At 72.4% G+C, this 23862-nt stretch carries 26 protein-coding genes; 8 read left to right on the forward strand and 18 right to left on the reverse strand.

Annotation, left to right across the window (positions count from 1 at the left end; all coding sequences use genetic code 11):
- Positions 1-112: 112 nt before the first annotated feature.
- The 3 genes from dusB to QQX10_RS02380 all read right to left on the reverse strand — a co-directional run bounded on the left by dusB (position 113) and on the right by QQX10_RS02380 (position 4124).
- Complete coding sequence (gene dusB / locus QQX10_RS02370) at positions 113-1276, reverse strand: tRNA dihydrouridine synthase DusB (protein WP_439710119.1); 1164 nt, start codon at positions 1274-1276, stop codon at positions 113-115.
- 261 nt (positions 1277-1537) lie between these two features.
- Positions 1538-2725 (reverse strand): YibE/F family protein, encoded by a 1188-nt coding sequence (locus tag QQX10_RS02375; protein WP_301120365.1) that lies wholly within the window; start codon positions 2723-2725, stop codon positions 1538-1540.
- 13 nt (positions 2726-2738) lie between these two features.
- On the reverse strand, positions 2739-4124 hold the full coding sequence (locus QQX10_RS02380; protein ID WP_301120359.1) for a glycine--tRNA ligase: 1386 nt from the start codon (positions 4122-4124) through the stop codon (positions 2739-2741).
- A gap of 158 nt (positions 4125-4282) precedes the next feature.
- Between QQX10_RS02380 and QQX10_RS02385 the strand changes: the two genes are divergently transcribed.
- The 5 genes from QQX10_RS02385 to QQX10_RS02405 are packed head-to-tail and all read left to right on the forward strand — an operon-like array spanning position 4283 to position 7817.
- Positions 4283-5215 (forward strand): metal ABC transporter substrate-binding protein, encoded by a 933-nt coding sequence (locus QQX10_RS02385; protein WP_301120357.1) that lies wholly within the window; start codon positions 4283-4285, stop codon positions 5213-5215.
- A complete protein-coding gene (locus QQX10_RS02390) occupies positions 5208-6035 on the forward strand; it encodes a metal ABC transporter ATP-binding protein (RefSeq protein ID WP_301120355.1) in 828 nt (275 codons plus the stop codon). Before QQX10_RS02385 ends, QQX10_RS02390 begins: the two co-directional genes overlap by 8 nt.
- Positions 6032-6868: a metal ABC transporter permease gene (locus QQX10_RS02395; RefSeq protein WP_301120353.1), complete on the forward strand. Its 837-nt coding sequence runs from the start codon at positions 6032-6034 to the stop codon at positions 6866-6868. The genes QQX10_RS02390 and QQX10_RS02395 overlap by 4 nt, the downstream gene beginning before the upstream one ends.
- On the forward strand, positions 6865-7281 hold the full coding sequence (locus QQX10_RS02400) for a Fur family transcriptional regulator (RefSeq protein ID WP_301120351.1): 417 nt from the start codon (positions 6865-6867) through the stop codon (positions 7279-7281). The genes QQX10_RS02395 and QQX10_RS02400 overlap by 4 nt, the downstream gene beginning before the upstream one ends.
- Positions 7281-7817 (forward strand): DedA family protein, encoded by a 537-nt coding sequence (locus QQX10_RS02405; RefSeq protein WP_301120349.1) that lies wholly within the window; start codon positions 7281-7283, stop codon positions 7815-7817. Before QQX10_RS02400 ends, QQX10_RS02405 begins: the two co-directional genes overlap by 1 nt.
- A 154-nt stretch (positions 7818-7971) precedes the next feature.
- On the opposite strand, the gene QQX10_RS02410 is transcribed toward QQX10_RS02405, so the two are convergent.
- The 5 genes from QQX10_RS02410 to QQX10_RS02430 all read right to left on the reverse strand — a co-directional run bounded on the left by QQX10_RS02410 (position 7972) and on the right by QQX10_RS02430 (position 11949).
- Positions 7972-8859, reverse strand: a complete 888-nt coding sequence (locus QQX10_RS02410) for a fructose bisphosphate aldolase (protein ID WP_301120347.1) — start codon at positions 8857-8859, stop codon at positions 7972-7974.
- 105 nt (positions 8860-8964) lie between these two features.
- The gene (locus tag QQX10_RS02415) at positions 8965-9723 is read right to left on the reverse strand and encodes an isoprenyl transferase (protein ID WP_436968547.1); all 759 of its coding nucleotides are present in this window, start codon (positions 9721-9723) and stop codon (positions 8965-8967) included.
- A 10-nt stretch (positions 9724-9733) separates the two neighbouring features.
- Positions 9734-10408, reverse strand: a complete 675-nt coding sequence (locus QQX10_RS02420; protein ID WP_301120345.1) for an HAD family hydrolase — start codon at positions 10406-10408, stop codon at positions 9734-9736.
- A 71-nt stretch (positions 10409-10479) separates the two neighbouring features.
- Positions 10480-11226, reverse strand: coding sequence for a DNA repair protein RecO (gene recO / locus QQX10_RS02425; protein WP_301120343.1), 747 nt, complete (start codon positions 11224-11226; stop codon positions 10480-10482).
- Between the two features lie 51 nt (positions 11227-11277).
- The gene (locus tag QQX10_RS02430) at positions 11278-11949 is read right to left on the reverse strand and encodes a TetR/AcrR family transcriptional regulator (protein ID WP_301120341.1); all 672 of its coding nucleotides are present in this window, start codon (positions 11947-11949) and stop codon (positions 11278-11280) included.
- 111 nt (positions 11950-12060) lie between these two features.
- On the opposite strand from QQX10_RS02430, the gene QQX10_RS02435 reads away from it, so the two are divergent.
- Both QQX10_RS02435 and QQX10_RS02440 read left to right on the forward strand, forming a co-directional pair.
- Positions 12061-13149: an NAD(P)-dependent alcohol dehydrogenase gene (locus QQX10_RS02435; RefSeq protein WP_301120339.1), complete on the forward strand. Its 1089-nt coding sequence runs from the start codon at positions 12061-12063 to the stop codon at positions 13147-13149.
- Between the two features lie 40 nt (positions 13150-13189).
- A complete protein-coding gene (locus QQX10_RS02440; protein ID WP_301120333.1) occupies positions 13190-13933 on the forward strand; it encodes a DUF4386 domain-containing protein in 744 nt (247 codons plus the stop codon).
- Positions 13934-13988: 55 nt separating this feature from the next.
- Here QQX10_RS02440 and QQX10_RS02445 read toward each other — a convergent pair whose 3' ends face one another.
- Both QQX10_RS02445 and leuA read right to left on the reverse strand, forming a co-directional pair.
- Entirely contained in the window at positions 13989-14519 is a 531-nt protein-coding gene (locus tag QQX10_RS02445) for a hypothetical protein (protein WP_301120331.1), read from the reverse strand.
- Complete coding sequence (gene leuA, locus QQX10_RS02450; protein WP_301120329.1) at positions 14516-16279, reverse strand: 2-isopropylmalate synthase; 1764 nt, start codon at positions 16277-16279, stop codon at positions 14516-14518. The genes QQX10_RS02445 and leuA overlap by 4 nt, the downstream gene beginning before the upstream one ends.
- Before the next feature lie 256 nt (positions 16280-16535).
- Between leuA and QQX10_RS02455 the strand changes: the two genes are divergently transcribed.
- A complete protein-coding gene (locus QQX10_RS02455; protein ID WP_301120327.1) occupies positions 16536-16691 on the forward strand; it encodes a hypothetical protein in 156 nt (51 codons plus the stop codon).
- Between the two features lie 80 nt (positions 16692-16771).
- Here the strand turns inward: QQX10_RS02455 and era are convergent, their stop codons facing one another.
- Genes era through hrcA form a run of 8 tightly spaced genes read right to left on the reverse strand, consistent with a single transcriptional unit; the run spans position 16772 to position 23716 of the window.
- Positions 16772-17671, reverse strand: a complete 900-nt coding sequence (gene era / locus QQX10_RS02460) for a GTPase Era (RefSeq protein WP_301120325.1) — start codon at positions 17669-17671, stop codon at positions 16772-16774.
- Positions 17664-18980: a hemolysin family protein gene (locus QQX10_RS02465; protein ID WP_301120323.1), complete on the reverse strand. Its 1317-nt coding sequence runs from the start codon at positions 18978-18980 to the stop codon at positions 17664-17666. Before QQX10_RS02465 ends, era begins: the two co-directional genes overlap by 8 nt.
- Before the next feature lie 4 nt (positions 18981-18984).
- Positions 18985-19440 (reverse strand): rRNA maturation RNase YbeY, encoded by a 456-nt coding sequence (gene ybeY / locus QQX10_RS02470; protein ID WP_301120321.1) that lies wholly within the window; start codon positions 19438-19440, stop codon positions 18985-18987.
- Positions 19441-20436: a PhoH family protein gene (locus QQX10_RS02475; RefSeq protein ID WP_301120549.1), complete on the reverse strand. Its 996-nt coding sequence runs from the start codon at positions 20434-20436 to the stop codon at positions 19441-19443. It abuts the gene before it with no gap.
- A 38-nt stretch (positions 20437-20474) separates the two neighbouring features.
- The gene (locus tag QQX10_RS02480) at positions 20475-20810 is read right to left on the reverse strand and encodes an HIT domain-containing protein (RefSeq protein WP_301120319.1); all 336 of its coding nucleotides are present in this window, start codon (positions 20808-20810) and stop codon (positions 20475-20477) included.
- Entirely contained in the window at positions 20807-21568 is a 762-nt protein-coding gene (locus QQX10_RS02485) for a 16S rRNA (uracil(1498)-N(3))-methyltransferase (protein WP_301120317.1), read from the reverse strand. Before QQX10_RS02485 ends, QQX10_RS02480 begins: the two co-directional genes overlap by 4 nt.
- Before the next feature lie 3 nt (positions 21569-21571).
- The gene (gene dnaJ, locus QQX10_RS02490) at positions 21572-22708 is read right to left on the reverse strand and encodes a molecular chaperone DnaJ (RefSeq protein ID WP_301120315.1); all 1137 of its coding nucleotides are present in this window, start codon (positions 22706-22708) and stop codon (positions 21572-21574) included.
- Positions 22709-23716 (reverse strand): heat-inducible transcriptional repressor HrcA, encoded by a 1008-nt coding sequence (hrcA, locus tag QQX10_RS02495; protein WP_301120313.1) that lies wholly within the window; start codon positions 23714-23716, stop codon positions 22709-22711. It abuts the gene before it with no gap.
- Between the last annotated feature and the right edge of the window lie 146 nt (positions 23717-23862).

Here is a 23862-nt window from a genome sequence, read left to right on the forward strand (position 1 = left end):
CGTCCCGTGCGGCGCGCGGGGAGCTGCGGAGCAGAACTCAGCGTCCCGGCGGGAGGGAGGGGGTGAGGGAGAGAGAGGGAGAGAGGGAGAGAGGGCGGGAGTGGCCGGCGGGTCAGCCGCCGGACACGCTGAGCTCGGCCTCGCGCAGCCGCAGCTCCAGATCCGGGGTGATGTCCTGGGTGTCGAGCCAGCCGTCCGGGCACGCGGGGACGCGGGGCGATCCCTGCCGGCCGCGGGGGCCCTCGGCCTCGGCCCCCGGGTACGGCGAGTCGAGGTCGAGCGTGTCGAGGATCGACCGCAGCTCGGCCAGCGTCGACACGAGCCCGAGCGATCGCCGCACCTCCCCACCGACCGGGTAGCCCTTGAGATACCAGGACATGTGCTTGCGGATCTCCCGCATCGCCTTGTCCTCGTCGTCGCCGAAGTGGGCGACCATGAGCTCGCCGTGGCGGTAGATGGTGTCCGCGACGGTCCGGAGGCCGGGCCGGACCCGCTCGGGCCGTCCCTCGAACGCCGCCTGGAGATCCGCGAACAGCCACGGCCGGCCCATGCAGCCGCGGCCGACCACCACGCCGTCGCAGCCGGTCTCCTCGACCATGCGGATCGCGTCCTCGGCCTGCCAGATGTCGCCGTTGCCCAGCACGGGGATGGTGCGGATCGCGTCCTTGAGCCGGGCGATCGAGGACCAGTCCGCCTCGCCCGAGTAGTACTCGGCGGCGGTGCGCGCGTGCAGCCCGACGGCCGAGACCCCCTCGCGCTCGGCGGTGCGCGCGGCGTCGAGGTACGTGAGGTGGTCGTCGTCGACGCCCTTGCGCATCTTGACCGTCACGGGGATGTCGAACCGCGAGGCCTCGCGCACGGCGGCGCGGACGATGTCGCGGAACAGGTCGCGCTTCCACGGCAGCACCGCTCCCCCGCCCTTCCGGGTCACCTTGGGCACGGGGCAGCCGAAGTTCATGTCGATGTGGTCGGCGCGGTCCTCCTCGCAGATCATCCGCACCGCGGCGCCGATGGTCGCCGGGTCCACGCCGTAGACCTGCACCGAGCGCGGGGTCTCGTCCGGGTCGTGCGCGATGATGCGCAGCGACTCGGGCGTGCGCTCGACCAGCGCGCGGGACGTCACCATCTCGGCGACGTACAGGCCGCCGCCGTGCTCGCGGCACAGGCGGCGGAACGCCGCGTTCGTGATACCCGCCATCGGCGCGAGCACCACCGGGGTGTCGACCTCGAGGGGGCCGATGCGCAGGGGCGGGAGCAGGCGGGTGGTCGAGGTCATGGCGTCCATTCTCTCAAAGCGCCACCGCGCCGACGCCCGTCCCCGGACACACTCGCGCCCGGGCCGCTGAGGGAAAGCCCGGGCGCGAGGCGCCGCGGCGCAGCGATCAAGCGCGCAGCCGCAACGATTCTGGTGAAGGCGGGACACTCCCCTCCTCAGCAGGAGCGCCCCCCGACGTTCCTGTTTTCCCGCCTGACCTCAGCGTGGTCCCTGGTGAGGCGCCCGTCAAGGGCAAAACGGACATTTCATTGAAAAGCGGTGCTATTCGAGGGAATCCTGCGCCGCGGACTGCGGGCGCTCCTCGTCGTCCGCCGGTTCCGCGAGCGCCTCGCCGCCGAGCCCGACGATCAGCGCACCGATGCCCGTGGTGAGCGGCACGGCGAGCACCAGCCCGATCGAGCCGACGAGGGTCCGCACCACCTCGCCCGCGAGCTCCGAGGACGTCACCGCGGTGCTGAGGGGGTTGTCGTAGACCGCGATCAGCATGATCAGCGGAAGGGAGGCCCCCACGTAGGCGAAGGCGATGGTGTAGACGGTCGACGCGATGTGGTCGCGACCGATCCGCATGCCGCGCACGAACAGCTGCCACGGGCCCAGGTCCGGCCGGGCGGCGCCCAGCTCCCAGACCGCCGAGGCCTGGGTGATCGTGACGTCGTTCAGCACGCCCAGCCCCGCGATCATCAGCCCGCACAGCGCGAGGCCGGACAGCGACAGCCGACCCTCGACGAACGCGATGTTGATCTGCGCGTCGTCGGGCACGCCGGGGATGCGCGCGGCGTCCACCGCCCAGGTCCCGAGCACGGCCGTGACGAGCAGTCCCGCGATGGTGCCCAGGTAGGCCGTGGTGGTGCGCGCGTTGGGACCGTGGGCGACGTACAGCAGCACGAACAGCGCGCCCGCGCTGGTCACGAGCCCGATGATCGCGGGCGATCCGCCGTCGAGCAGGGCCGGGATCGTGTAGAAGCCGACGATGCCGAAGGCGGCCACCAGGCCGAGCAGGGCGCCGAGCCCGCGCCACCAGGCCACCGCGAGCACCAGCACCACGTAGAGGATCAGCAGGGCGAGCAGCGGCCCGCCGCGCTCGAAGTCGGAGAAGACCACCGCGCCGTCGTCGAGCTCGATCGCACGGATCCGGTCGCCCTCCTCGAAGGTGAGCGACGGGATCCCGGTGGGAGACATCACCGTCTGCTGCTCATGCCCCTCGGTGGTGACCTCGACGGTGATGTCGCCCGTCGCATCGTCGACCGCGAGCACCGTCGCGTCGACGCGCGAGGCGCCCTCGTAGAGCATCGGCTGGGAGCCGAGCATCGCGAACGTGGACGGCCACGTCACCGCCGCGCCGACCACCACGGCGGCGAGGACCGCGCCGACCAGCGCCCACAGCAGGCGCGTGGTGCCGGGCGTGGCCGCGGGCCGACGCTCCGTCAGATGCGAGTGCCCGGCACCCATGAGCCCGCGGCCGTCACGCGCCGATCAGGCGCTGGGCGAGGTAGCCGCTCACCTGCGAGAGCGCGACGCGCTCCTGCTGCATGGTGTCGCGATCGCGGATGGTCACCGCCTGGTCGTCGAGCGTGTCGAAGTCGATGGTGACGCAGAAGGGCGTGCCGACCTCGTCCTGACGGCGATAGCGCTTGCCGATGGACTGGGTCACGTCCACGTCGATGTTCCACGCCCCGCGCAGCTCCTTCGCGAGCGCCTCGGCCGTCGGCACCAGATCCGCGGACTTCGACAGCGGCAGGACCGCGGCCTTGACCGGCGCGAGGCGCGGGTCCAGGCGCAGCACGGTGCGGGTCTCGGTGCCGCCCTTCGCTGTCGGGACCTCCTCCTCCGTGTACGCCTCGACCAGGAAGGCCATCAGCGAGCGCGACAGGCCCGCCGCGGGCTCGATCACGTACGGCACGTAGCGCTCGTTCGTGGCCGGGTCCAGGTAGCTCAGGTCCTTGCCGGAGTGCTTCGCGTGGGTGCTCAGGTCGAAGTCGGTGCGGTTCGCGATGCCCTCGAGCTCGCCCCACTCGGAGCCCTGGAAGCCGAAGCGGTACTCGATGTCCGTGGTGCCCTTGGAGTAGTGCGAGAGCTTCTCGAGCGGGTGCTCGTACAGGCGCAGGTTGTCCTCGGCGATGCCGAGGTCGGTGTACCAGTTCTTGCGCGTCTCGATCCAGTGCTGGTGCCACTCCTCGTCGGTGCCGGGCACCACGAAGAACTCCATCTCCATCTGCTCGAACTCGCGGGTACGGAAGATGAAGTTGCCCGGCGTGATCTCGTTGCGGAAGGACTTGCCCACCTGCGCGATGCCGAACGGAGGCTTCTGGCGCGAGGTGCGCATGACGTTCTCGAAGTTCACGAAGATGCCCTGCGCGGTCTCGGGGCGCAGGTAATGCAGCCCCGAGTCGTCGGACGCGGCGCCCAGGTAGGTGCGGAGCAGGCCGTTGAACATCTTGGGCTCGGTCCACTGGCCGCGCGTGCCGCAGGCGGCGCAGGCGATCTCGGCGAGGCCGCCCTCGGGGGCGCGGCCCTTCTTCTCCTCGAACTCCTCGAGGAGGTGGTCCTCGCGGTAGCGCTTGTGGCAGGACAGGCACTCCACCAGCGGGTCGACGAACGCGGCGATGTGGCCGGAGGCCTCCCAGACCTGCGGCGGGAGGATCACGGAGGAGTCGAGGCCGACGATGTCGTCGCGCGAGGTGACCATCGCGCGCCACCACTGGCGCTTGATGTTCTCCTTGAGCTCGACGCCCAGCGGCCCGTAGTCCCACGCGGAGCGCGTCCCTCCGTAGATCTCGCCGCACGGGAACACGAAGCCGCGGCGCTTCGCGAGCGAGATGACGTTGTCGAGACGGCTGGGTGCGGCCACGTGAATGCTCCTTGTGGAGGGGTCGGGATAGCTCGGGACAGTCTATCGGTGCGCGAGGAGGGACGATGCGGGCCCGGCGCCCGCGTGCGGGCGCCGCCAGGCGGTCGGGACGATCGTCCTTATTGCGAACGATTATCAATTGCACTACAGTGATGCTCATGAACAAGACGTCCGCGCTGATCGCCGCCGCCGCAGCCTCCTCCCTCGCCCTGACCGCCTGCTCCGCGGGCACCTCGGGCACCTCCGCATCGTCCGACGCCTCGTCGGCGTCGCTCACGGTCGCGACCGCGTTCTACCCGCTGGAGTTCGTGGCCGAGCAGGTGGGCGGCGACCTGGTGTCGCTCGTGTCCATGACGCCCGCGGGCGTGGAGCCTCACGACGTGGAGCTGTCCCCCGCGACCGTCCGCCAGCTGGGCACCGCGGACCTCGCGCTGTACCTGTCCGAGTTCCAACCCGCCGTCGACGACGCGATCTCGACCACCGGCGTCGAGGCGCTCGATGCGGCCGCCGTGGTCGAGCTGCACGAGGCCGAGGAGCACGACCACGAGGAGGAGGGCGAGGACGAGCACGACCACGGCTCCGAGGACCCGCACTTCTGGCTCGACCCGACGCTTCTCGCGGCCTACGGCGACTCGGTGGGCGAGGCCTTCGCAGCCGCCGATCCCGACAACGCCGAGACCTACACGGCGAACGCCGCCGCGTTGCACGCCGCCCTCGACGAGCTCGACGGCCAGTTCTCGAGCGGCCTCGCCCAGTGCGAGCGCGACACGATCGTCACGAGCCACGAGGCGTTCGGGTACCTGGCCGAGGCGTACGGGCTCCACCAGGAGGGCATCGCCGGGCTCGACCCGGAGAACGAGCCCTCGCCCGCCCGCATCCTCGAGCTGAAGGACATCATCGTCGAGACGGGCGCGACCACCATCTTCACCGAGGACGCTGTCAGCGCCTCCGTCGCGGAGGCCCTCGCCTCGGACGTCGGCGTCGAGACCACCGTGCTCAGCCCCGTGGAGACGGTGGCCGACGGCGACCACTACATTGCTGTCATGACCAGGAACCTCGCGGCGCTGGAGGACGCGCTGAGCTGTGAGTGATCCCTCCCTGCACGCGGACGTCCCGCCCTCGCTGGTCGAGGCGCGGGACGTGCGCGTCTCCCTGCAGGGCACGGAGATCCTCCATGGCGTCTCGCTGCGCGCGTCGGCGGGCGAGGTCGTCGCGCTCATGGGCGGCAACGGCTCCGGGAAGTCGACGTTCGTGCGCGGCATCGTCGGCGCCGTGCCGATCGCGTCGGGCGCGATCGATCTGTTCGGCAGCCCCGCCGCCCCGCTGACCCGCGCGCGGCTCGGCTACGTGCCGCAACGCATCACGGCCGCCGGCGGTGTCTCCGCCACCGCGATCGAGGTCGTGACCTCGGGCCTGCTCGGGGCGCGCGAGACCGCCGGCCGCACCGGGTCGCGGCTCCGTGGCCTGGTGCCGCCTCACGACGCGCGAGCGCGCGCCCGCGCCGCCCTCGCCTCGATGGGCGTCGAGGACCTCGCGAAGCGCGACGTGTCGCGCCTGTCGGGCGGCCAGCAGCAGCGCGTGCTGATCGCCCGAGCCCTGGTGCGCGAGCCGCGCCTGCTGATCCTCGACGAGCCGATGGCGGGCGTCGACCTGCAGTCGCAGGTCGCCTTCGCCCACACCCTGGGCCACCTCAAGGAGGACGGCGTCGGGATCCTCGTGGTTCTCCACGAGCTCGGTGCGCTCGCCCGCCACATCGACCGCGCCGTGGTGCTCGAGCAGGGCTGCGTGACCTACGACGGCGTCCCGCCCAAGGACCTGGGCGTGCACGCGCTCCCCGGCCACGACCATGAGCACCCGCACACCGACCCGCCCGTGCGCGAGGGCGGCTCGCTCGGATTGGAGGGGCCGTGAACCTTCTCGCGGAGCCGCTGATCCAGCGCATGCTCATCGTCGGCCTGCTCGTCGGCATGGCGGCACCCGTCATGGGCACCTACCTGGTGCAGCGCCGCATGGCGCTGCTCGGCGACGGCATCGGCCACGTGGCGCTCGCGGGCGTCGCGGCGGGATGGCTCGCCGGCGCCGCCTTCGACCTCGCGCGGCAGGACGCGCTCGCCATCCCCGGCGCCGTCGTGTTCGCGATCATCGGAGCCGTGGTCATCGAGCGCATGCGCTCGCGAGGAACGGCCGCGGACATCGTCATGGCGATCCTGTTCTACGGCGGCATCGCGAGCGGTGTGCTGCTGATCGGGCTCGCCGGCGGATCCAACGCCAACCTGCTCGGCTACCTGTTCGGGTCGATCTCGACCGTGACCTGGGGCGACGTGTGGATGAGCGCCGGCCTCGCGGCGCTGATCCTGGTCGTGGGCCTCGGGCTGCGCGCGGCGCTGTTCACGGTCACCCATGACCAGGAGTTCGCGCGCTCGACGGGGCTGCCGGTCGACGCGCTGAACATGGTGGTCGCGGTGCTCGCGGCCGTCACCATCACGGTGGCGATGCGCGTGGTCGGCGTGCTGCTGGTCAGCGCGCTCATGATCGTGCCGGTCGCGATCGCGCAGCTGCTGACGCGATCCTTCGCGCGCACCATGCACGTCGCCATGGGCCTCGGCGCGGCCCTGACCCTCACCGGGATCTGGATCACCGTCTTCCAGGACATCCAGCCGGGCTCGCTGATCGTCGTCATCGGGGTGGTCGTCTACGTGGTGGTCGCGCTGATCACCTCGCTGCTGAAGGGGTCCCGACGATGAGCGGCGACGCGGCCCCACGGCCCCGCATGACCCGCCAGCGCGTCGAGATCCTCGACGCGCTCGACACGCGGGACTTCCGCTCCGCCCAGGCGTGGCACGAGCGGCTGCGGGCCGACGGCTCGACCGTGGGCCTCGCGACGGTCTACCGGACGCTGCAGGCGCTCGCCGAGACGGGCGACGTCGACTCCGTCGTGTCCGAGTCCGGCGAGATCCTGTACCGCCGCTGCGAGGCCGGCGAGGAGCACCACCATCACCTCCGCTGCCGCGTGTGCGGCAAGGCCGTCGAGATCGACGTGCCCGCGTTCGAGGAGTTCGCCCATCGGATCGGCGCCGACCACGGGTACGGGGAGATCCGGCACACGATCGAGCTGACGGGCGTCTGCCCGGAGTGCGCCGCCGCGGGCCGGGGCTGATGGCCGGCGTCCCCTCGTTCGTGCTCGACGGCCCCTGGTGGGGCCTGTTCGTGTTCCTCTGCGGCGTGGTCTTCCTCCGCACCCAGGCGACGTACTGGGTGGCCCGCTGGGCGCGCACCGGGGCCGACGCGGTCGCGGACCGTGCGGAGGAGCACAGCAGCCCCCGCGCGCGCCTCGCGCGCCGGTTCTCGGGACCCGGGATGGAGCGGGCGCGCGAGTTCATCGAGCGCTGGGGCTTCCTCGCGATCCCCGTGTCCTTCCTCACGGTCGGGTTCCAGACCATGGTCAACGCGACGGCCGGCTACACGCGCATGCGCTGGGACCTCTACACGCTGGCGATGATCCCCGGCTGCATCGCGTGGGCGACCGTGTACACGCTCGTCCTGCTCGGGCTGTGGGAGGCGTGGGTGCGCAGCCCGTGGCTGCTCGCAGCGGCGGTGCTCCTGATCGTGGCAGCCGCGTTCGGGCTCAACCGGTGGCGGCGGAGCCGCCGCCCCGCCGCGCCCGCCGACCCCACGTCGCCCTACGCGTCCTGACCGCACCGCACCGCACTGCGCCGCACCGCGCCGCACTGCGAAATGGCGGATCGGTGCACGAAACCTCGCGGTTTCGTGCACCGATCCGCCATTGGGGCGCGGGAAGGCGCGGGGGCATGGGGGCGTGGGAGGCGCGGCGCGAGCGGCCGCGCCCTCAGGTGATCGACGCCCGGTAGATCGCCTCGATCGACGCATCGAGGGCCGCGTCGAACTCCTCCGCCGACTGGTCGACGCTGAGCCCCTCCAGGAGCGCGCGGCTGAAGCTGGCGATCAGCCCGGGGTTGCGCGCCAGCCTCTCGACCGCCTCCGCCCGGCTGTACCCGCCGGACAGCGCTACCACCCGCGCGATGCTCGGGTGCTCGGTCAGCTCCGTGTAGTAACCGTCCACGATCGGGATGGTGAGCTTGAGCGCGACCTTCCGGTCGCCGAGCGCGTCGAGGTGGCGCCGCAGCGCGGCCTTCAGGACCTCCTCGGTCCGTCGGCGATCCGGCGCGTCGATGCCGATCTCCGGCTCGATGATCGGCACCAGCCCCGCCGCGAGCACACGCTCCGCGACCTCGAACTGCTGTGCGACCACGCTCCGGACCCCGTCGTCGGTGCCCGCGCCGATGACCGAGCGCTCCTTGGTGCCGAACACGCCCCGCGCCGCGGCGTCGGCCAGCGTCGCGTCCAGACCCGGGATGTCCTTCATGAGCCGGACGCCGTCCTGCTCGTCCTCGAGGCCCTTGTCGATCTTGAGGAAGGACAGGATCCCCTTCTCCCGCCACAGGTAGTCGACCACGGGCATCCCGGCGACCGTCCTGTCGACGGTGCCCTGGAACAGGATCGCGCCGAGGATCCGGTCCGAGTCGAAGACCGGGCTGGTCATGACGCGCGTGCGCGCGGTGTGGATGAGGTCGAACATCTGCGCCTCGTCGGCGTAGTGCGACTCGTCGATGCCGTAGGCGCGCAGCGCCCGCGGCGTGCTGCCGCCGCTCTGATCGAGCGCGGCGATGAACCCGCGGCCCGTCGCGAAGCGGGCCATCTTCTCTGCATCCGGCATGGCGATCATCTCCTTCGACAACCGTGCGCGGGGACCCACCTCCAGCCTAGGAAGGTCGGGCCCGCGCGGCGACCGGAGGGACGATGCGCGGGCGCGCGGGGCGCGTCAGGCGGCGCCGAAGCGGCGGTTGCGACGGGCGTACTCCTCGATCGCCGCCCACAGGTGCGTGCGGTCCACGTCGGGCCACAGCACGTCGCTGAACACGTACTCGGCGTAGGCGGCCTGCCACGGCAGGAAGTTGCTCGACCGCTGCTCGCCGCTCGAGCGCCAGAACAGGTCGACGTCCGGCATGTCCGGCTCGTCGAGGTGGGCCGCGAGGGTCTTCTCGGTCACCTTCGACGGGTCCAGCTCCCCCGCCGCCACCTTCACCGCGATGGCTCGCGCGGCGTCCGCGATCTCGGCTCGACCCCCGTAGTTGACGCACATCGTGAGCGTGAGGACCGTGTTGTCCTGCGTCATCTCCTCGGCCTTCTCGAGCTCGGTGATGACGGAGCGCCACAGCCTGGGTCGGCGCCCGGCCCAGCGCACGCGGACGCCCCACGAGTGCATCTCGTCGCGGCGGCGGCGGATGACGTCGCGGTTGAAGCCCATGAGGAAGCGCACCTCCTCGGGGCTGCGCTTCCAGTTCTCGGTGCTGAACGCGTAGGCGCTGATGTGGCCGACGCCGGCCTCGATCGCGCCCGCGACGACGTCGAGCAGAGCGGCCTCGCCGCGCTCGTGGCCCGCGGTGCGCGGGAGCCCGCGCTCCTTGGCCCAGCGCCCGTTGCCGTCCATCACCACGGCCACGTGCCGCGGCACCGCGTCCCGGGGCAGATCGGGCGGGGTCGCGCCCGAGGGGTGGGCGAAGGGCGGCTGCGGCGTCACGACTGCCAGCCTAGTGGCCGGCCCCGGGCGCCCCGGCGGCCTCCGCCCACGCGACGATGCCATCGTACAGCTCGGGCAGCGTCGCCGCCGCGAGCGTCGCGCGGTCCGCCCAGGACTCCCAGGTCGTGCCCACGATCGCGGTCGCGGCGCCGAGCGCGATCGCCGGCTCGAGGTCGTTGACGTAGACGTCGCCCACGCTCATCACGGGTCCGCCCTCGAGCTCGGCGGCGATGACGGCCGTGAGCCCCGCGGGCTTGCGTGCCGAGCAGACACGGCGGGTGATCGCGGTCGCCTCGAGCACCTCGAGCGCCTCCGTGATCCGGATGTCCGGCGAGTTGGTCACCAGCAGGAGGTCCGCATGGGCGGCGAGCCCTTCGAGGAACGCGCCGAGACCAGCGGGAGCCTCGATGGGCGCCCGCCCGGTCGCCAGGTGCTCGCGGCTCGCACGATAGCCCGCCTCGAGCGCCGCGCCGTCCGCACCGTGCGCGAGGGCGACCCGGCGGACCGCGTCGTAGCCGTCGATCACCGTGGCGTCCCCCGCCTCGAAGCGGGCGAGCGCGGCGCGCGACTCGACCGCGATCTCGGGCACGCCCGCCGCGTCCGCCACGCCCTGGGCGTACGCGTGCAGCGGGCCGTCGCCGAGGGCGATGGTGCCGTCGAAGTCGAAGATCACGGTGGGGCGCATCGGTTCCTCTCCCGTCGCCCGGTGCGGCGACGGGTCAAGCGTACGGGCTGGCAGAAGGCGTCGGGCGTGGGTCAGCCGACCTGCGGCTCGGACCGGTCGACCAGCGGCAGCGACCGGATCCGGCGCTCCAGGTGGAACTGTGAGTAGGCCGCCGTGAGGCCCGCGGCCTCGCGCCGGTGGCGGCCGTCGGAGGCGTCCGCGACCGCCCAGTCGCCCTCGAGGAGGGAGGCGAGGAGCCGCATCGTCTCCTCCGCGGGTGCGGCGGAGCCCGACGGACGGCACTCCTCGCACGCGGCACCGCCCTCCGCGATCGCGAACGCGCGATGCGGTCCGGGGCGGCCGCAGCTGGCGCACTCGTCGAAGCTGGGCGCGTAACCGGCGATCGCCAGGGACCGCAGCAGGAACGAGTCGAGCAGCATGCCCGGGTCATGCTCGCGGCGGCTGAGCGCACCGAGCGCGCCGTGCAGCAGCCGGTACTGCTGGTGCGCGGGCTCCTTCTCGTGGTCGACCAGCTTGTCCGCGGTCTCGACCATCGCGGTCGCGGCGGTGTAGAGGGCGTAGTCGACGGCGATGCGGCGGGCGTACGGCTCGCGCGTCTCGACCTGGCTGACGATGTCGAGGTTGCGGCCCTCGTACAGCTGGACGTCGACCAGCATGAACGGCTCCATGCGGGAGCCGATGCGGCTGGTGGTGCGCCGCACCCCCTTGGCGACCGCGCGCACCTTGCCGTGGTGGCGCGTCAGCAGCGTGACGATGCGGTCCGCCTCCCCCAGCTTGTGGGTGCGGAGGACGATCGCGTCGTCTCGGTACAGGGGCACCGGGCCATTGTCCCCCGGCCGGGACCGCGGGAGGGGCAGGCGCGGCGTCGGTCAGGCGTCGGCGCCGGGCCCCCGCGCCGCCTCGAGCCCGTCGAGGATGATGCCGAGCCCGACCTCGAAGGACGAGCCGAACGAGTAGCCCGGCTGCATCACGTGGTCGACGGTGAGGCGGACCAGCTGCGGGTAGGCCTCGGCGTCGAAGGCGGCCGCGATCTCCTCGGCCACGTCCGCCATCCCCTCACCGCCCTGCGCCGGCAGGGTCGCCTCCTCGAGCGCGAAGCCGAAGACGAAGCTGTCGAGGATCGCGTACGCGTGCGCCATCAACGGCAGCGGCAGACCGCCGCGGTCGAGGGTCGCGAGCATCGACTCGTGATGGCGGAGCAGCTCGGGACCCGGCGTGCTGCGGGACTCGAGCAGCGGAACCGACCACGGGTGGCGCACCAGGACCTCGCGCGTGGACTGGCAGCGCCGGATGATCGCCTCGCGCCACGGAAGGTCCTCCGGCGGCGCCTCCATCTCCGCGAAGATCCGGTCGACCATGAGGTCGAGCAGCGCCTCCTTGCCGGCGACGTGGTGGTACAGCGTCATGGGCTTCGTGCCCAGATGGTCGGCGAGCGCCCGGATGGTGAGCGCCTCGATCCCGTCGCGGTCGGCGAGCTCGATCGCGGCCGTCGCGATGCGCTCGGGAGTGAGCCTGACCTTGCGAACCACCTGCTCAGACACCGTTCCGCTCCGAATCTCCCCCGCGGGGGTTGCGCGTCGTACTTAGTACGTCTACAGTCGAGCCTATCACTCGTACTAAGTACGAATGATCACGACACGGGGAGGAACACCATGACCGCCAGCACCACCGCCCAGGCCGCAGCCGCCGCCTCGGCCGCCACCATCGCCGCCGCCGCTTCCGCGAGCGACGCATCGTCCAGCACCGCGACCGCCACCATGCAGGCCGCCGTTCAGCGCCGCTACGCCGGCCCCGAGGAGATCTGCGTCGACACCGTCCCGGTGCCGCAGCCCGGCGACGGCGAGGTCCTCATCGAGGTTCACGCCGCGGGCGTCGACCGCGGGGTGTGGCACCTCGCCACGGGCCGCCCGCTCGTCATCCGCGCCATCGGCTTCGGCCTGCGCCGGCCCAAGCAGCCGGTCCAGGGCTCCGACGTCGCGGGCGTGGTCACCGCCGTGGGCGCCGGGGTCACCCGGTTCGCCGTGGGCGACGAGGTGTTCGGCACCGCCGACGGCTCGTTCGCGCAGTTCGCGATCGCCAAGGCCGACCGTCTGGCCGTGAAGCCCGACGCCGCGGACTTCACCGGGGCGGGCGCCATGCCCGTCTCCGCCGTCACCGCGCTGCAGGCCGTCGAGGACTGCGCCGGGGTCGAGGCCGGCCAGCGCGTGCTGGTCCTCGGCGCGTCCGGCGGGGTCGGCTCGTTCGCGGTGCAGCTCGCCGTCGCAGCGGGCGCCCACGTGACGGGCGTCGCCAGCGCCGCCAAGGCGGACCTGGTCCGCGGGCTCGGAGCGGAGCGCGTGATCGACTACCGGACCACCGAGGTGACCGCGCTCGACGAGTCCTTCGACGTGATCATCGACGCCGGCAGCCTCACCTCGCTGCGCCGCCTGCGTCGCATCCTGTCCCCCACCGGCACGCTGGTCATGGTCGGCGGGGAGGGCGGCGACGCCCTCGTGGGCGGCGCTGGCCGCACCCTGTGGGCGCCGCTGGTCTCGCTCTTCACCTCGCAGCGGCTGATGGGATTCGTGTCCGCCACCACCACGGAGCGCCTCGAGCGCGTGAGGGACCTGGTCGACGACGGTGCCATCCGCGCCGCGGTCAGCCGCGCCTACCCGCTCGACCGCGCCGCCGACGCCGTCACCGACCTGGCCGCTGGCCGCGTCGCCGGCAAGGCCGTCGTCATCGTCCGTGACGCCCGCTGAGCGCGCCCGACACCGCATCGTCCCGACAGGAGAATCCGACATGACCATCCGCACCGACCTCTCGCCCCGATCCGCCGCACGCCTCGCAGGCCTCGGCTACATCGCGATCGTGCTCCTCGCCATGGGCGCGAACTTCCTGGTCCGCAACCAGCTGGTCGTCCCCGACGACCCGGCCGCGACCATGGCGAACATCGCCGAGAACGCGACCACCTTCCGTCTCGGGATCGCGGGCTTCGCCGCGATCGCGATGATCGACATCGGCATCGCCTGGGCGCTGCACGTCCTGCTGCGCTCCACCGGGGAGCGGCGCTCGCTGCTCGCCGCCTGGCTCCGCCTGGCGTACACCGTGGCGTTCATCCCCGCCATCACCTTCATGCACCTCGCGCTCCAGCTGGCGACCGGCGGCGACCTGGTCGCCGGGCTCGACGCCGGCCAGCGCGAGGCCTGGACCGGGCTCGCGATGGAGGCCTTCGACGTGACGTGGCTGCTCGCGCTGGTCGCGTTCGGCCTGCACCTGATGGTCCTCGGCCGCATCCTGGTCGCGTCACGCGTCGGACCGCGCGTGCTCGGCTACGGCCTCGGGATCGCCGGCGTCGCGTACGTCGCCGACACCTTCGCCCACCTCCTGCTCGCCAACTACGCCGACTTCGGCGGGGCGTTCCTCGCGATCGTCGCCACGGCGTCGATCGTGACCGAGGTGTGGTTCACCGTCTGGCTCCTCACGCGCGCCCCGCGCGCGGTGGCGGCCCTCCCCGGCCGGGAGCCGGACCTGGTCGCGGCCTGAGCCGCGTCCGCACCGCCCCGTCGTGCCCCTCCGGGCGCGGCGGGGCGGCCGCGCGTCAGGCGTCGACCAGCGAGGCCGGCTCGGAGAACAGCAGCACCTCGATCGGGGCGCCGGCGATCGCCTCCGCCACCTGCTCGTCCGTCGCGTCGTCCGGGAGGTCGGCCGTCATCGAGGCGGGATCGGTCACGGCGATCACCGCGGACACCACCGTGCCGTCCGTCAGGTCGCCGACCACGACCGCGCGGCAGGCGCTGCCCTCGGTCTCGGTGAGCGCATCGTCCCAGCACAGTGCGCTGGTCGCGTCGGTGCCCTCCTCGCCCGCGTCCTCCATCAGGAGGGCGAGGATCGCGTCCGCGGTCGCGACGAACCCGTCGTCGGGGGCCCCCGTCCAGCACGCGGTCTCGGAGCCCGCGGGCGGCGAGGCCACCACGTCGGCCATCTGCGCGGTCTCGGCGCAGTCGACGGCGCTCAGGTCGAGCGACGTGAGGTCCGGCAGCTCGACCGCAGGCGCGCCCGAGCACGCGGCGAGCGCGAGGGCCGTGACCCCCGCGCCCGCCGCCGCGATCAGGTGACGTGCGAGCGTCATCGACCCTCGCGGTTCACCGCGGAGATGATCGCCTTGAGCGTCGCGGTGGTGATCGACGGGTCGATGCCGACGCCCCACAGGATGTCGTCGCCGATCTGGCACTCGACGTACGCGGCGGCCACGGCGTCGCCGCCGCCGCTCATCGCGTGCTCGTGGTAGTCGAGCACCTCGACCCGCACGCCGCGGGTGCCGAGCGCGGCGACGAAGGCCGCGACGGGGCCGTTGCCCGAGCCCTCGACCGTGACCGGCGCTCCCCTGTCGGTGATGTCCGCCGCGAGCGTGTCGGGGCCCGAGTCCGAGGACGTGGTGCGCGTGCCCACCAGGGAGAAGCGCCCCCACTGGAGCTCCGGGTCGGTCGCCGGCAGGTACTCGTCCTGGAAGATGGTCCACAGGCGCGCCGCGGTCATCTCCTCGCCCGTGGCGTCGGCCTCGCGCTGGACCACGCGGGAGAACTCGATCTGGAGCCGGCGCGGCAGGTCGAGATTGCGCTCCGTCTTGAGCAGGTACGCGACGCCGCCCTTGCCGGACTGCGAGTTCACGCGGATGACAGCCTCGTACGAGCGGCCCACGTCCTTGGGGTCGATCGGCAGGTACGGCACCGCCCAGACCAGGTCGTCGACCGCGACGCCCTGCTTCTCGGCCTTGCGCTCCATCGACTCGAGACCCTTCTTGATGGCGTCCTGGTGGGAGCCGGAGAAGGCGGTGAACACCAGGTCGCCGCCCCACGGGTGGCGCGGGTGGACGTCGATCTGGTTGCAGTACTCGACCGTGCGACGGATCGCGTCGATGTCGGAGAAGTCGATCTCGGGGTCGATGCCCTGAGAGAACAGGTTCATGCCGAGCGTCACCAGGTCGACGTTGCCCGTGCGCTCGCCGTTGCCGAACAGGCAGCCCTCGATGCGGTCGGCGCCCGCCAGATAGCCCAGCTCGGCCGCGGCGACCGCGGTGCCGCGGTCGTTGTGCGGGTGCAGGCTCAGCACCACGGAGTCGCGGTAGTCCAGGTGGCGGTTCATCCACTCGATCGAGTCGGCGTACACGTTCGGGGTCGCCATCTCGACCGTCGCCGGCAGGTTGATGATGACCTTGCGATCGGGCGTGGGCTTGAACACGTCCAGCACCGCGTTGCAGACGCGGACGGCGTACTCGAGCTCGGTGCCCGTGTAGGACTCGGGGCTGTACTCGTAGAAGACCTTGGTGTCGGGGATGGTCTCCTCGAACTTCTGGCACAGCATCGCGCCGTGGGTCGCGATGTCGACGATCTCGTCCTCGGTCGCCCGGAACACCACCTCGCGCTGCAGGATCGAGGTCGAGTTGTACAGGTGCACGATCGCCTGCTTGGCGCCGCGCAGCGACTCGTACGTGCGCTCGATCAGGTGCTCGCGCGCCTGGGTCAGCACCTGGATGGTGACGTCGTCGGGGATGCGGTCCTCGTCGATGAGCTGGCGGACGAAGTCGAAGTCGGTCTGGCTCGCGCTCGGGAAGCCCACCTCGATCTCCTTGTAGCCCATGCGGACCAGGAGGTCGAACATCCGCAGCTTGCGCTCCGCGTTCATGGGCTCGATGAGGGCCTGGTTGCCGTCGCGCAGGTCGACCGCGCACCAGCGCGGGGCCTTCGTGATGGTCGCGCCGGGCCACGTGCGGTCCGGGAGGTCCACCCGGATCTGCTCGCTGAACGGCACGTACTTGTGCAGGGGCATGGGGGACGCGGTCTGCTCCCCGCCGGTGTAGTGCGCGCTCTGCGCGGTGTGCTCGCTGGTCATGAGGGCTGTTCCTTAGGTCGGTCGCTGTCCTGAAGGCCGGCACACCAACCGCCGCGACGAGGATCCGGCCTGGATCAGGCCTCGTCGCGGCACAGAAGGAGCAGCGAGCGTGCACGCATGCGTCCACCATAGCCGACCGGGGACGATGCGGCGGTCGCGCGCGGACGGATCGCACCCGTTGACTTTCGTACTTAGTACGAATATGGTGATGTCCACCCATCGGTACTAAGCACGAAGAACGTCAGGGGAGGACACCATGACCACCATCGAGACCACCACCCAGCCCGCCGCCGCGAAGAAGGAGCTGCCCTTCTGGGCCGTGCCGGCGGTGCTCGCCACCCTCATGCTCAGCAGCGGCGGGTTCCTCCTGCTGCTCGCCCAGAGCCTCAAGATCCTGTCGTCGATCGGCTGACGCCCGCCGCGCCGACACCGACGCCCCGGTCACCCTCGCGGTGGCCGGGGCGTCGCGCGTCGTCCCCCTCCGGGACCGCCTCAGAAGCCGAGCCGGCCCAGCTGCTTGGGATCGCGCTGCCAGTCCTTGGCCACCTTGACGTGGAGGTCGAGGAACACGCGACGGCCCAGCAGATGCTCGATCCCCTGCCGCGCGGTCGCCCCCACCTCCTTGAGCCGCGATCCGCCCTTGCCGATGATGATGCCCTTCTGGCTCTCCCGCTCGACGAAGACGTGGGCGCGGATCTCCAGCACGTCGCGTCGCGCGTCCTCCGAGTCGGGCTCGACGATCTCCTCGATCACGACGGCGATCGAGTGCGGCAGCTCGTCCCGCACCCCCTCGAGCGCGGCCTCGCGGATCAGCTCGGCGATGCGGACGTCCTCGGGCTCATCCGTGATCTCGCCGCCGGGGTAGAGCGGGGGCCCCTCCGGCAGATGCCGCACCAGCACGTCGGTCAGCACGTCCATCTGGATGTCCGTGACGGAGCTGACCGGCACGATCTCGGCCCACTCCGCGAGCTCCGACACCGCGAGCAGGTGCTCGGCGACCCGCTCCCGCGGGACCTTGTCGACCTTGGTGACGATCGCGACCACGGGCGCCTTGGCCTCCGCCAGCTCGCGCGCGATCCACTTGTCGCCCGGCCCGATCTTCTCGTCCGCCGGCAGGCAGAAGCCGATCACGTCGACCTCGAAGAGCGTCTCGCGCACCAGGTCGTTGAGCCGCTCCCCCAGCAGCGTCCGGGGCCGATGCAGGCCGGGCGTGTCGACGATCACCAGCTGGGCGTCGTCCCGGTGGACGATCCCTCGGATCGCGCGGCGCGTGGTCTGCGGCCGGGAGGACATGATCGCCACCTTGTCCCCCACCAGCGCGTTCATCAGCGTCGACTTGCCCGCGTTGGGGCGTCCGACGAACGCGGCGAAGCCGCTCCGGTGCTCAGTCATCGTTGTCGTTCCTCCTGCCTCGGCGGCGGGGCACGGGCTCCGCCTCCTGCGTCTCATCCTCGCCCTCGGCGGGGCGCTCGCGCTCGACGACGAGCGACACCAGGCGGCGCCGGCGCCCCTCGGCGCGCTCCGCGATCAGCACCAGGCCGTGGGCTGTCGCCTCCGAGCCGGGGATCGGGACCTTCCCCAGCGCCTTCGCCAGCAGCCCCGCGGCGGTCTCGACGTCCTCGTCGTCGATCTCGACGTCGAACAGCTCACCCAGCGAGTCCAGGTCGTAGCGCGCCGGCACGCGGTAGCGGCCGTCGCCCAGGTCCTCGACGTCCGGAGCGGAGCGGTCGTGCTCGTCCACCACCTCGCCGACGATCTCCTCGAGCGCGTCCTCGATGGTCACCAGCCCGGCCACGCCGCCGTACTCGTCGACGACGATCGCCATGTGGAACACCTCGTCCTGCATGCGGCGCAGGAGGTCGTCCGCGGGCACGGACTCCGGCACGAACACCGGCTCGCGCACCAGCGCGTCGATCGGCTCCTCGAGCCTCGCGGCGTGGTCCCAGGTCCACCGCACCACGTCCTTGAGGTACAGCACGCCCACCGTGTCGTCCACGCCGTCGCCGATGACCGGCACCCGGGAGAAGCCCGACCGCATGAACAGGATCATCGCCTTGCGCGCCGTGGTGCCCGCGTGGATGGTGATCATGTCCGTGCGCGGCACCATCACCTCGCGCGTGAGCGTGTCGCCCAGCCCGACGACCGAGCGCAGCAGCTCTGCGTCCTCCTCCTCGAGCGCGTCCTCGGCCTGGTCCATGAGGTCCTCGGCCTCGCGCAGCTCGGGGTACTGCAGCGCCGGCACCACCGCGCGGATCGGGGTGGTCACCCAGATGAGGAACCACGCGAGCGGCGCGAGCGCGCGGAGCGTGTTCTCGGGGTGGGCGCGCGCGATCCCGCGCGGCACCGCGCGGACCACGAGCAGCGACACCGCCGCCCCGACGCCCGCGGCGGCGGTCACGGTCGGGATCCAGCCCCAGTCCACGTCCTCCGCCAGCTCCCACGCGACGAAGGCCCAGCTCACCAGGGCGACCGCCTCGGCGATCGCGTACACGACCGACGAGGCGTTGTCGGCCTGATCCGGCAGGGCCGCGAGCCGTGCCGCCGCGGTGGGACGTCCGTCGGGGCGGCGCGCGGCCTCGATCTCGCGCTCACGGGCGTAGGGCAGCTGCTCGAACGCCGCGACCACCGCGTGCATCACCGCCGCGGCCAGCGCCGCGATCACCACGATGCCGATCAGCGTGGCCCAGGGGAACGCCTCCATACGGTCAGGACGCGCGGCTGGCGAGGAAGGTGAGGAGCAGGTTGCGCTGGAGCGCGAACATCTCCTTCTCCTCCTCCGGCTCGACGTGGTCGTAGCCCAGCAGGTGCAGCAGGCCGTGGGTGGTGAGGAGCAGCATCTCCTCCTCCGCCGTATGGCCCGCGGTGGTCGCCTGCCGCGCCGCGACCGACGGGCACACGACGATGTCCCCGAGCAGGCCCGGCGGGGTCGGGCTCTCGGCGGTGCCCGGCCGCAGCTCGTCCATCGGGAAGCTCAGCACGTCGGTCGGGCCGGGCTCGTCCATCCACTGCACGTGGAGCTGCTCCATGGCCGGCTCGTCGACGAACAGGATCGCGAGCTCCGCACCCTCGGCGACGTGCATCTTCGCGAGCACGTAGCGGGCGAGCTCCGCGAACTCGACCTCGTCGATCGCGGCGTCGGTCTCGTTGTTGACCTCGATCACCTAGGACTCCTCCCGGTCGAAGCGGCGACGCTGGCCGGTCGGCCGCGACGGGCGGTCGCCGCGGGACTCGTCGTCCTGCGCGTACGCGGTGATGATGTCGCTCACCAGGCGGTGCCGGACCACGTCCTCGGCGCCCAGGTGGCAGAAGGCGATGTCCTCGACGCCGCGCAGGATCTCCGAGGCGGCCCGCAGCCCCGACCGGGTGCCGCCCGGCAGGTCCACCTGCGTGATGTCGCCGGTGACCACCATCGTCGCGCCGAAGCCCAGGCGGGTGAGGAACATCTTCATCTGCTCGCGCGTGGTGTTCTGCGCCTCGTCGAGGATGATGAAGGCGTCGTTGAGCGTGCGGCCGCGCATGTACGCGAGCGGCGCGACCTCGATGGTGCCGGACTCCATGAGCTTCGGGATCGACTCCGGGTCGACCATGTCGTGCAGCGCGTCGTAGAGCGGCCGCAGGTACGGGTCGATCTTGTCGGAGAGGGATCCCGGCAGGAAGCCGAGCCGCTCCCCCGCCTCGACGGCGGGCCGGGTCAGGACGATGCGGTTGACCCGCTTGCCCTGCAGCGCCGCGACGGCCTGCGCCATCGCGAGGTAGGTCTTGCCCGTGCCGGCGGGACCGATGCCGAACGTGATGGTGTGACGCTCGATCGCCTCGACATAGTCCGCCTGGCCCCGGGTCTTGGGCCGGATGGTCCGCCCGCGGGTCGACAGGATCGAGCGGGACAGCACGCCGGCGGGCCGCTCCTGAGGCGGTGCGGCGGGCGACGCCGCCGTGCCCTGGAGCATGCGCACGGACTCGCGCGCGACGTCGGCGGTCAGGGGCACGCCCGCACCCAGCACGTCCCGCAGCTCCGCGACGGCGCCCGCGGCGGCGTCGACGGCGTCGGGATCGCCGGTCAGCGTGATGCGGTTGCCGCGCACGGCGAAGTCGACGTCCGGGTAGGCGCGCTCGACCTCGCGCAGCACGCCGTCCCCCGAGCCGAGGAGCTCCGGCATGCGTGCCGCGTCCTCGACCTCGACCACCCGGGTGACGCTCACTCGCTCCACCCGAGCGAGCCGCCGTTCATCACGTGCCCGTGCACGTGGAAGACCGTCTGACCGGCGGACGGGCCGGTGTTGAAGATCCAGCGGAACTCGCCGCCGCTCTCCGCGTCCGCCACCTGCTGCGCCACGATCGCCATCTCCGCGAGGATCTCGGGGATCTCCCGGGCGGCGGCCGCCACGTTCGGGACGTGCGTCTTCGGGGCGACCAGCACGTGCAGCGGCGCCTTGGGCGCGATGTCGCGGAACGCGACCACGTTGTCGGTCTCGACCACCACGTCCGCGGGGATGCCGCCGGCCACGATGGTGCAGAAGATGCAGTCGCTCATGCTCCCAGCGTATTCCACGTGCCGCGGCACGCCGCGAGCGCGGCGAACGCGGCCGGGCCGGCCGACGAGGCGCGCAGCACGTGCGGGCCGAGCAGGACCGGCTCGGCGCCCGCCTCGGTCAGCGCGGCGACCTCGGCGTCGGAGATCCCGCCCTCCGGGCCGACGATGCACCACACGCCCTGGCCCGCGTCGTCCCAGGTGAGGGCCGTGAGGGGGGCCGCGGACTCCTCGTGGAGCACCAGCACCCGCTCCCCCGCCGCGACGGCGTCGCGCACCAGGCCCGCGAGCTGCCGCGTGGTGGCCACCGGCGCCACCGCGGGCACGGTCGCACGGCGGCTCTGCTTCGCGGCGGCGCGGGCCAGGGACTCCCACTGCCCGCGCGCCTTGTCCGCCTTGGCCCCGCGCCACTGGACGATGCTGCGGTCGGCGGCCCAGGGCACGATCCGGGTCGCGCCGAGCTCGGTGGCGGCCTCGAGCGCCTGCTCGTCGCGGCCTCCCTTGGCGAGCGCCTGGACCAGGGTCAGCGGCGGGTCGTCGTCGCGCGAGACGGCCTCGACCCGGATGGCGAGGCTGCGGTCGCCCGTGGACACGATGGGCCCCCGGGCGCGAAGGCCGGCGCCGTCGACCAGGTCGACCACCTCGCCGACGCGTCTGCGCTGGACCGTGACCGCGTGCCGCGCCTCGTCGCCGTCGAGCTCCAGCACGTCCCCGACCGCCGCGAAGGCCGCGGCGGGCGCGAGGAAGACCGGCGCGCTCACGTCCTAGCCGCGCCCCATGAACGCGTCCTTGAGGCGGGAGAACACGCCGCCGCCGATCGGCGCGAGGCGCGCCTCGGGAGCCTCCTCGCCGCGCAGGGCCGCGAGCTGGCGCAGCAGCTCCGCCTGCTCGTCGGTCAGCTCGGTGGGCGTGGTGACGTCGAGGTGCACGAACAGGTCGCCGCGGCCCTGGCGCTGGAGGCGCCCGACGCCCAGGCCGCGGAGCCGCACGGTCGAGCCCGCATGCGTGCCGGCCTTGACGTCGACCTCCTGCGGCCCGTCGAACGTGTCCACCGTCAGCACGGTGCCCAGCGCCGCCGCGGTCATCGGGACCTCGAGCGTGCAGTGCAGGTCGTCCCCGCGGCGCTCGAACACCTTGTCCGCGCGCTCGCGGATCTCGATGTACAGGTCGCCCTTGGGGCCGCCCGCCACGCCGGCGTCGCCACGGCTGGTCATGCGGATCCGCGTGCCCGTCTCGACGCCCGCCGGGATGTCGACCTTGACGGTGTGGCGCGAGTGGGTGCGCCCCTGCCCCGAGCAGTCCGCGCAGGGCGACTCGATGGTCGAGCCGTAGCCGCCGCAGGTCGGGCAGGGCGCGGTGGTCATGACCTGGCCCAGCAGGGACCGCGCGATGCGCTGCACCGAGCCGGTGCCGTTGCACTGGCGGCAGGTCTGCGGCTGGGTGCCGGGCGCGCAGCAGCTGCCGTGGCACGTGCCGCACACGTCGGCGAGGTCCACCTGGATCTCGCGGGTGACGCCGAAGACGGCCTCCTCGAGCGTGACATCCGCGTGCACCAGGGTGTCGCCGCCGCGCTGCGTGCGGGACGCGGGCCCGCGCTGCTGCTGGCCGAACGGGCTCGCGCCGCCGCCGAAGAACGTCTCGAAGATGTCCTCGAAGCCGAAGCCCTGGGCGCCGCCTGCGGCGCCGGACGCGGACCGGGGGTCCACGCCGCGGTCGTACTGCGCCCGCTTGTCGGCGTTGCCCAGCACGTCGTAGGCCGCGGCGACCTCCTTGAAGCGCTCCTCGCCCTCCGCGCCGGCGACGTCGGGGTGCAGCTCGCGCGCAAGCTTCCGGTACGCCTTCTTGATCTCCGCCTCGGATGCGTCCCGTGGGACGCCGAGGACGCCGTAGTAGTCCTTCACCTAGAGCTCCACCACTCTCGACAGATAGCGGGCGACGGCGCGGACCGCGGCCATCGTCCCTGGGTAGTCCATTCGTGTCGGCCCGAGCGCTCCCACCAGGGAGAGCGTGTCGCGCCCGTAGTTCGCGGCGACGATCGACGTGCTGCGCAGCGCCTCGTGGTGAGTCTCGGCGCCGATGCGGACCGAGACATCGTCCCCCTGGTCGGCCATCTCGTGCAACAGCCGCAGCAGCAGCACCTGCTCCTCGAGCGCGTCGAGGACCGGGGCGATGGTGTCCGCCTCGAGGCCCGAGCCCGCTCGCGCCAGGTTCGAGGTGCCCGCGAACATCACGCGCTCGACGGTGCCGGCACGGGTCGCTCCGACGACCACGTCCGCAAGCGTGGCCGCCCACGGGACCTGGCCCGGCTGCGCCGCCCAGGCGCCGAGCGCGGTCGCGAGCGTCGCGCCGCTGAGGCCCTGACCGACCTCGTTGACCTCGCGCACGGCCCTCTCGAACGCCTCGTCCGCGGTCGCCTCGCCGAGCGGGATGGTCTGCTGCTCGACGCGCGCGTCGGCCGAGACCACCACCACGAGCGCCCGCTCGAGGCCGAGCCGCACGAGCTCGACCCGGCGCACGGCCGACTCCCGCAGCGACGGGTACTGGACGACCGCGACCTGGCGGGTCAGCTGGCTGAGCAGGCGCACCGAGCGCTCGACCACGTCGTTGAGGTCGACCGCGTCGGACAGGAAGGTGGCGATCGCGCGCTTGTGCGGGTCGGGGATCGCGGAGGCGGCGAGGTGGTCGACGAAGGACCGGTAGCCGGCATCGGTCGGGATGCGGCCCGCCGACGTATGAGGCTGGGCGATCAGCCCCTCCTCCTCGAGGATCGCCATGTCGTTGCGGATGGTCGCGGAGGAGACGCCCAGGCCCTTGGAGTCCGCGAGCGCCTTGGAGCCCACGGGCTCGTGCGTGGCGACGTAGTCCTCGACGATCGCGCGGAGCACGGCCTGCCGACGTTCCTCGCTCACGCTCGCCTCCTCCGCGCTCTCCCCACCATCCCGTGGGACCAGCCCCGCGGCTGGCACTCTCCGTGGTCGAGTGCCAATAGTAACGCGCGCTCGGGGGGCGGTCGCCGGGCACGCCACGCGGCGCGCGAAACGTGGGCAGGTGCTGA

This window comes from Demequina lignilytica, from assembly GCF_030418305.1.
Taxonomy (GTDB): Bacteria; Actinomycetota; Actinomycetes; order Actinomycetales; family Demequinaceae; genus Demequina; species Demequina lignilytica.

Coding starts and splice junctions, on each gene's coding strand:
- QQX10_RS02405 (WP_301120349.1), top strand. CDS start 7,281: ATGGCCGGCGTCCCCTCGTTCGTGCTCGACGGCCCCTGGTGGGGCCTG.
- QQX10_RS02375 (WP_301120365.1), bottom strand. CDS start 2,725: ATGGGTGCCGGGCACTCGCATCTGACGGAGCGTCGGCCCGCGGCCACG.
- QQX10_RS02465 (WP_301120323.1), bottom strand. CDS start 18,980: ATGGAGGCGTTCCCCTGGGCCACGCTGATCGGCATCGTGGTGATCGCG.
- QQX10_RS02440 (WP_301120333.1), top strand. CDS start 13,190: ATGACCATCCGCACCGACCTCTCGCCCCGATCCGCCGCACGCCTCGCA.
- QQX10_RS02480 (WP_301120319.1), bottom strand. CDS start 20,810: ATGAGCGACTGCATCTTCTGCACCATCGTGGCCGGCGGCATCCCCGCG.
- QQX10_RS02435 (WP_301120339.1), top strand. CDS start 12,061: ATGACCGCCAGCACCACCGCCCAGGCCGCAGCCGCCGCCTCGGCCGCC.
- QQX10_RS02475 (WP_301120549.1), bottom strand. CDS start 20,436: ATGCCGGAGCTCCTCGGCTCGGGGGACGGCGTGCTGCGCGAGGTCGAG.
- QQX10_RS02445 (WP_301120331.1), bottom strand. CDS start 14,519: ATGACGCTCGCACGTCACCTGATCGCGGCGGCGGGCGCGGGGGTCACG.
- QQX10_RS02385 (WP_301120357.1), top strand. CDS start 4,283: ATGAACAAGACGTCCGCGCTGATCGCCGCCGCCGCAGCCTCCTCCCTC.
- QQX10_RS02420 (WP_301120345.1), bottom strand. CDS start 10,408: ATGCGCCCCACCGTGATCTTCGACTTCGACGGCACCATCGCCCTCGGC.
- era (WP_301120325.1), bottom strand. CDS start 17,671: ATGACTGAGCACCGGAGCGGCTTCGCCGCGTTCGTCGGACGCCCCAAC.
- QQX10_RS02410 (WP_301120347.1), bottom strand. CDS start 8,859: ATGCCGGATGCAGAGAAGATGGCCCGCTTCGCGACGGGCCGCGGGTTC.
- QQX10_RS02455 (WP_301120327.1), top strand. CDS start 16,536: ATGACCACCATCGAGACCACCACCCAGCCCGCCGCCGCGAAGAAGGAG.
- QQX10_RS02400 (WP_301120351.1), top strand. CDS start 6,865: ATGAGCGGCGACGCGGCCCCACGGCCCCGCATGACCCGCCAGCGCGTC.
- leuA (WP_301120329.1), bottom strand. CDS start 16,279: ATGACCAGCGAGCACACCGCGCAGAGCGCGCACTACACCGGCGGGGAG.
- dusB (WP_439710119.1), bottom strand. CDS start 1,276: ATGACCTCGACCACCCGCCTGCTCCCGCCCCTGCGCATCGGCCCCCTC.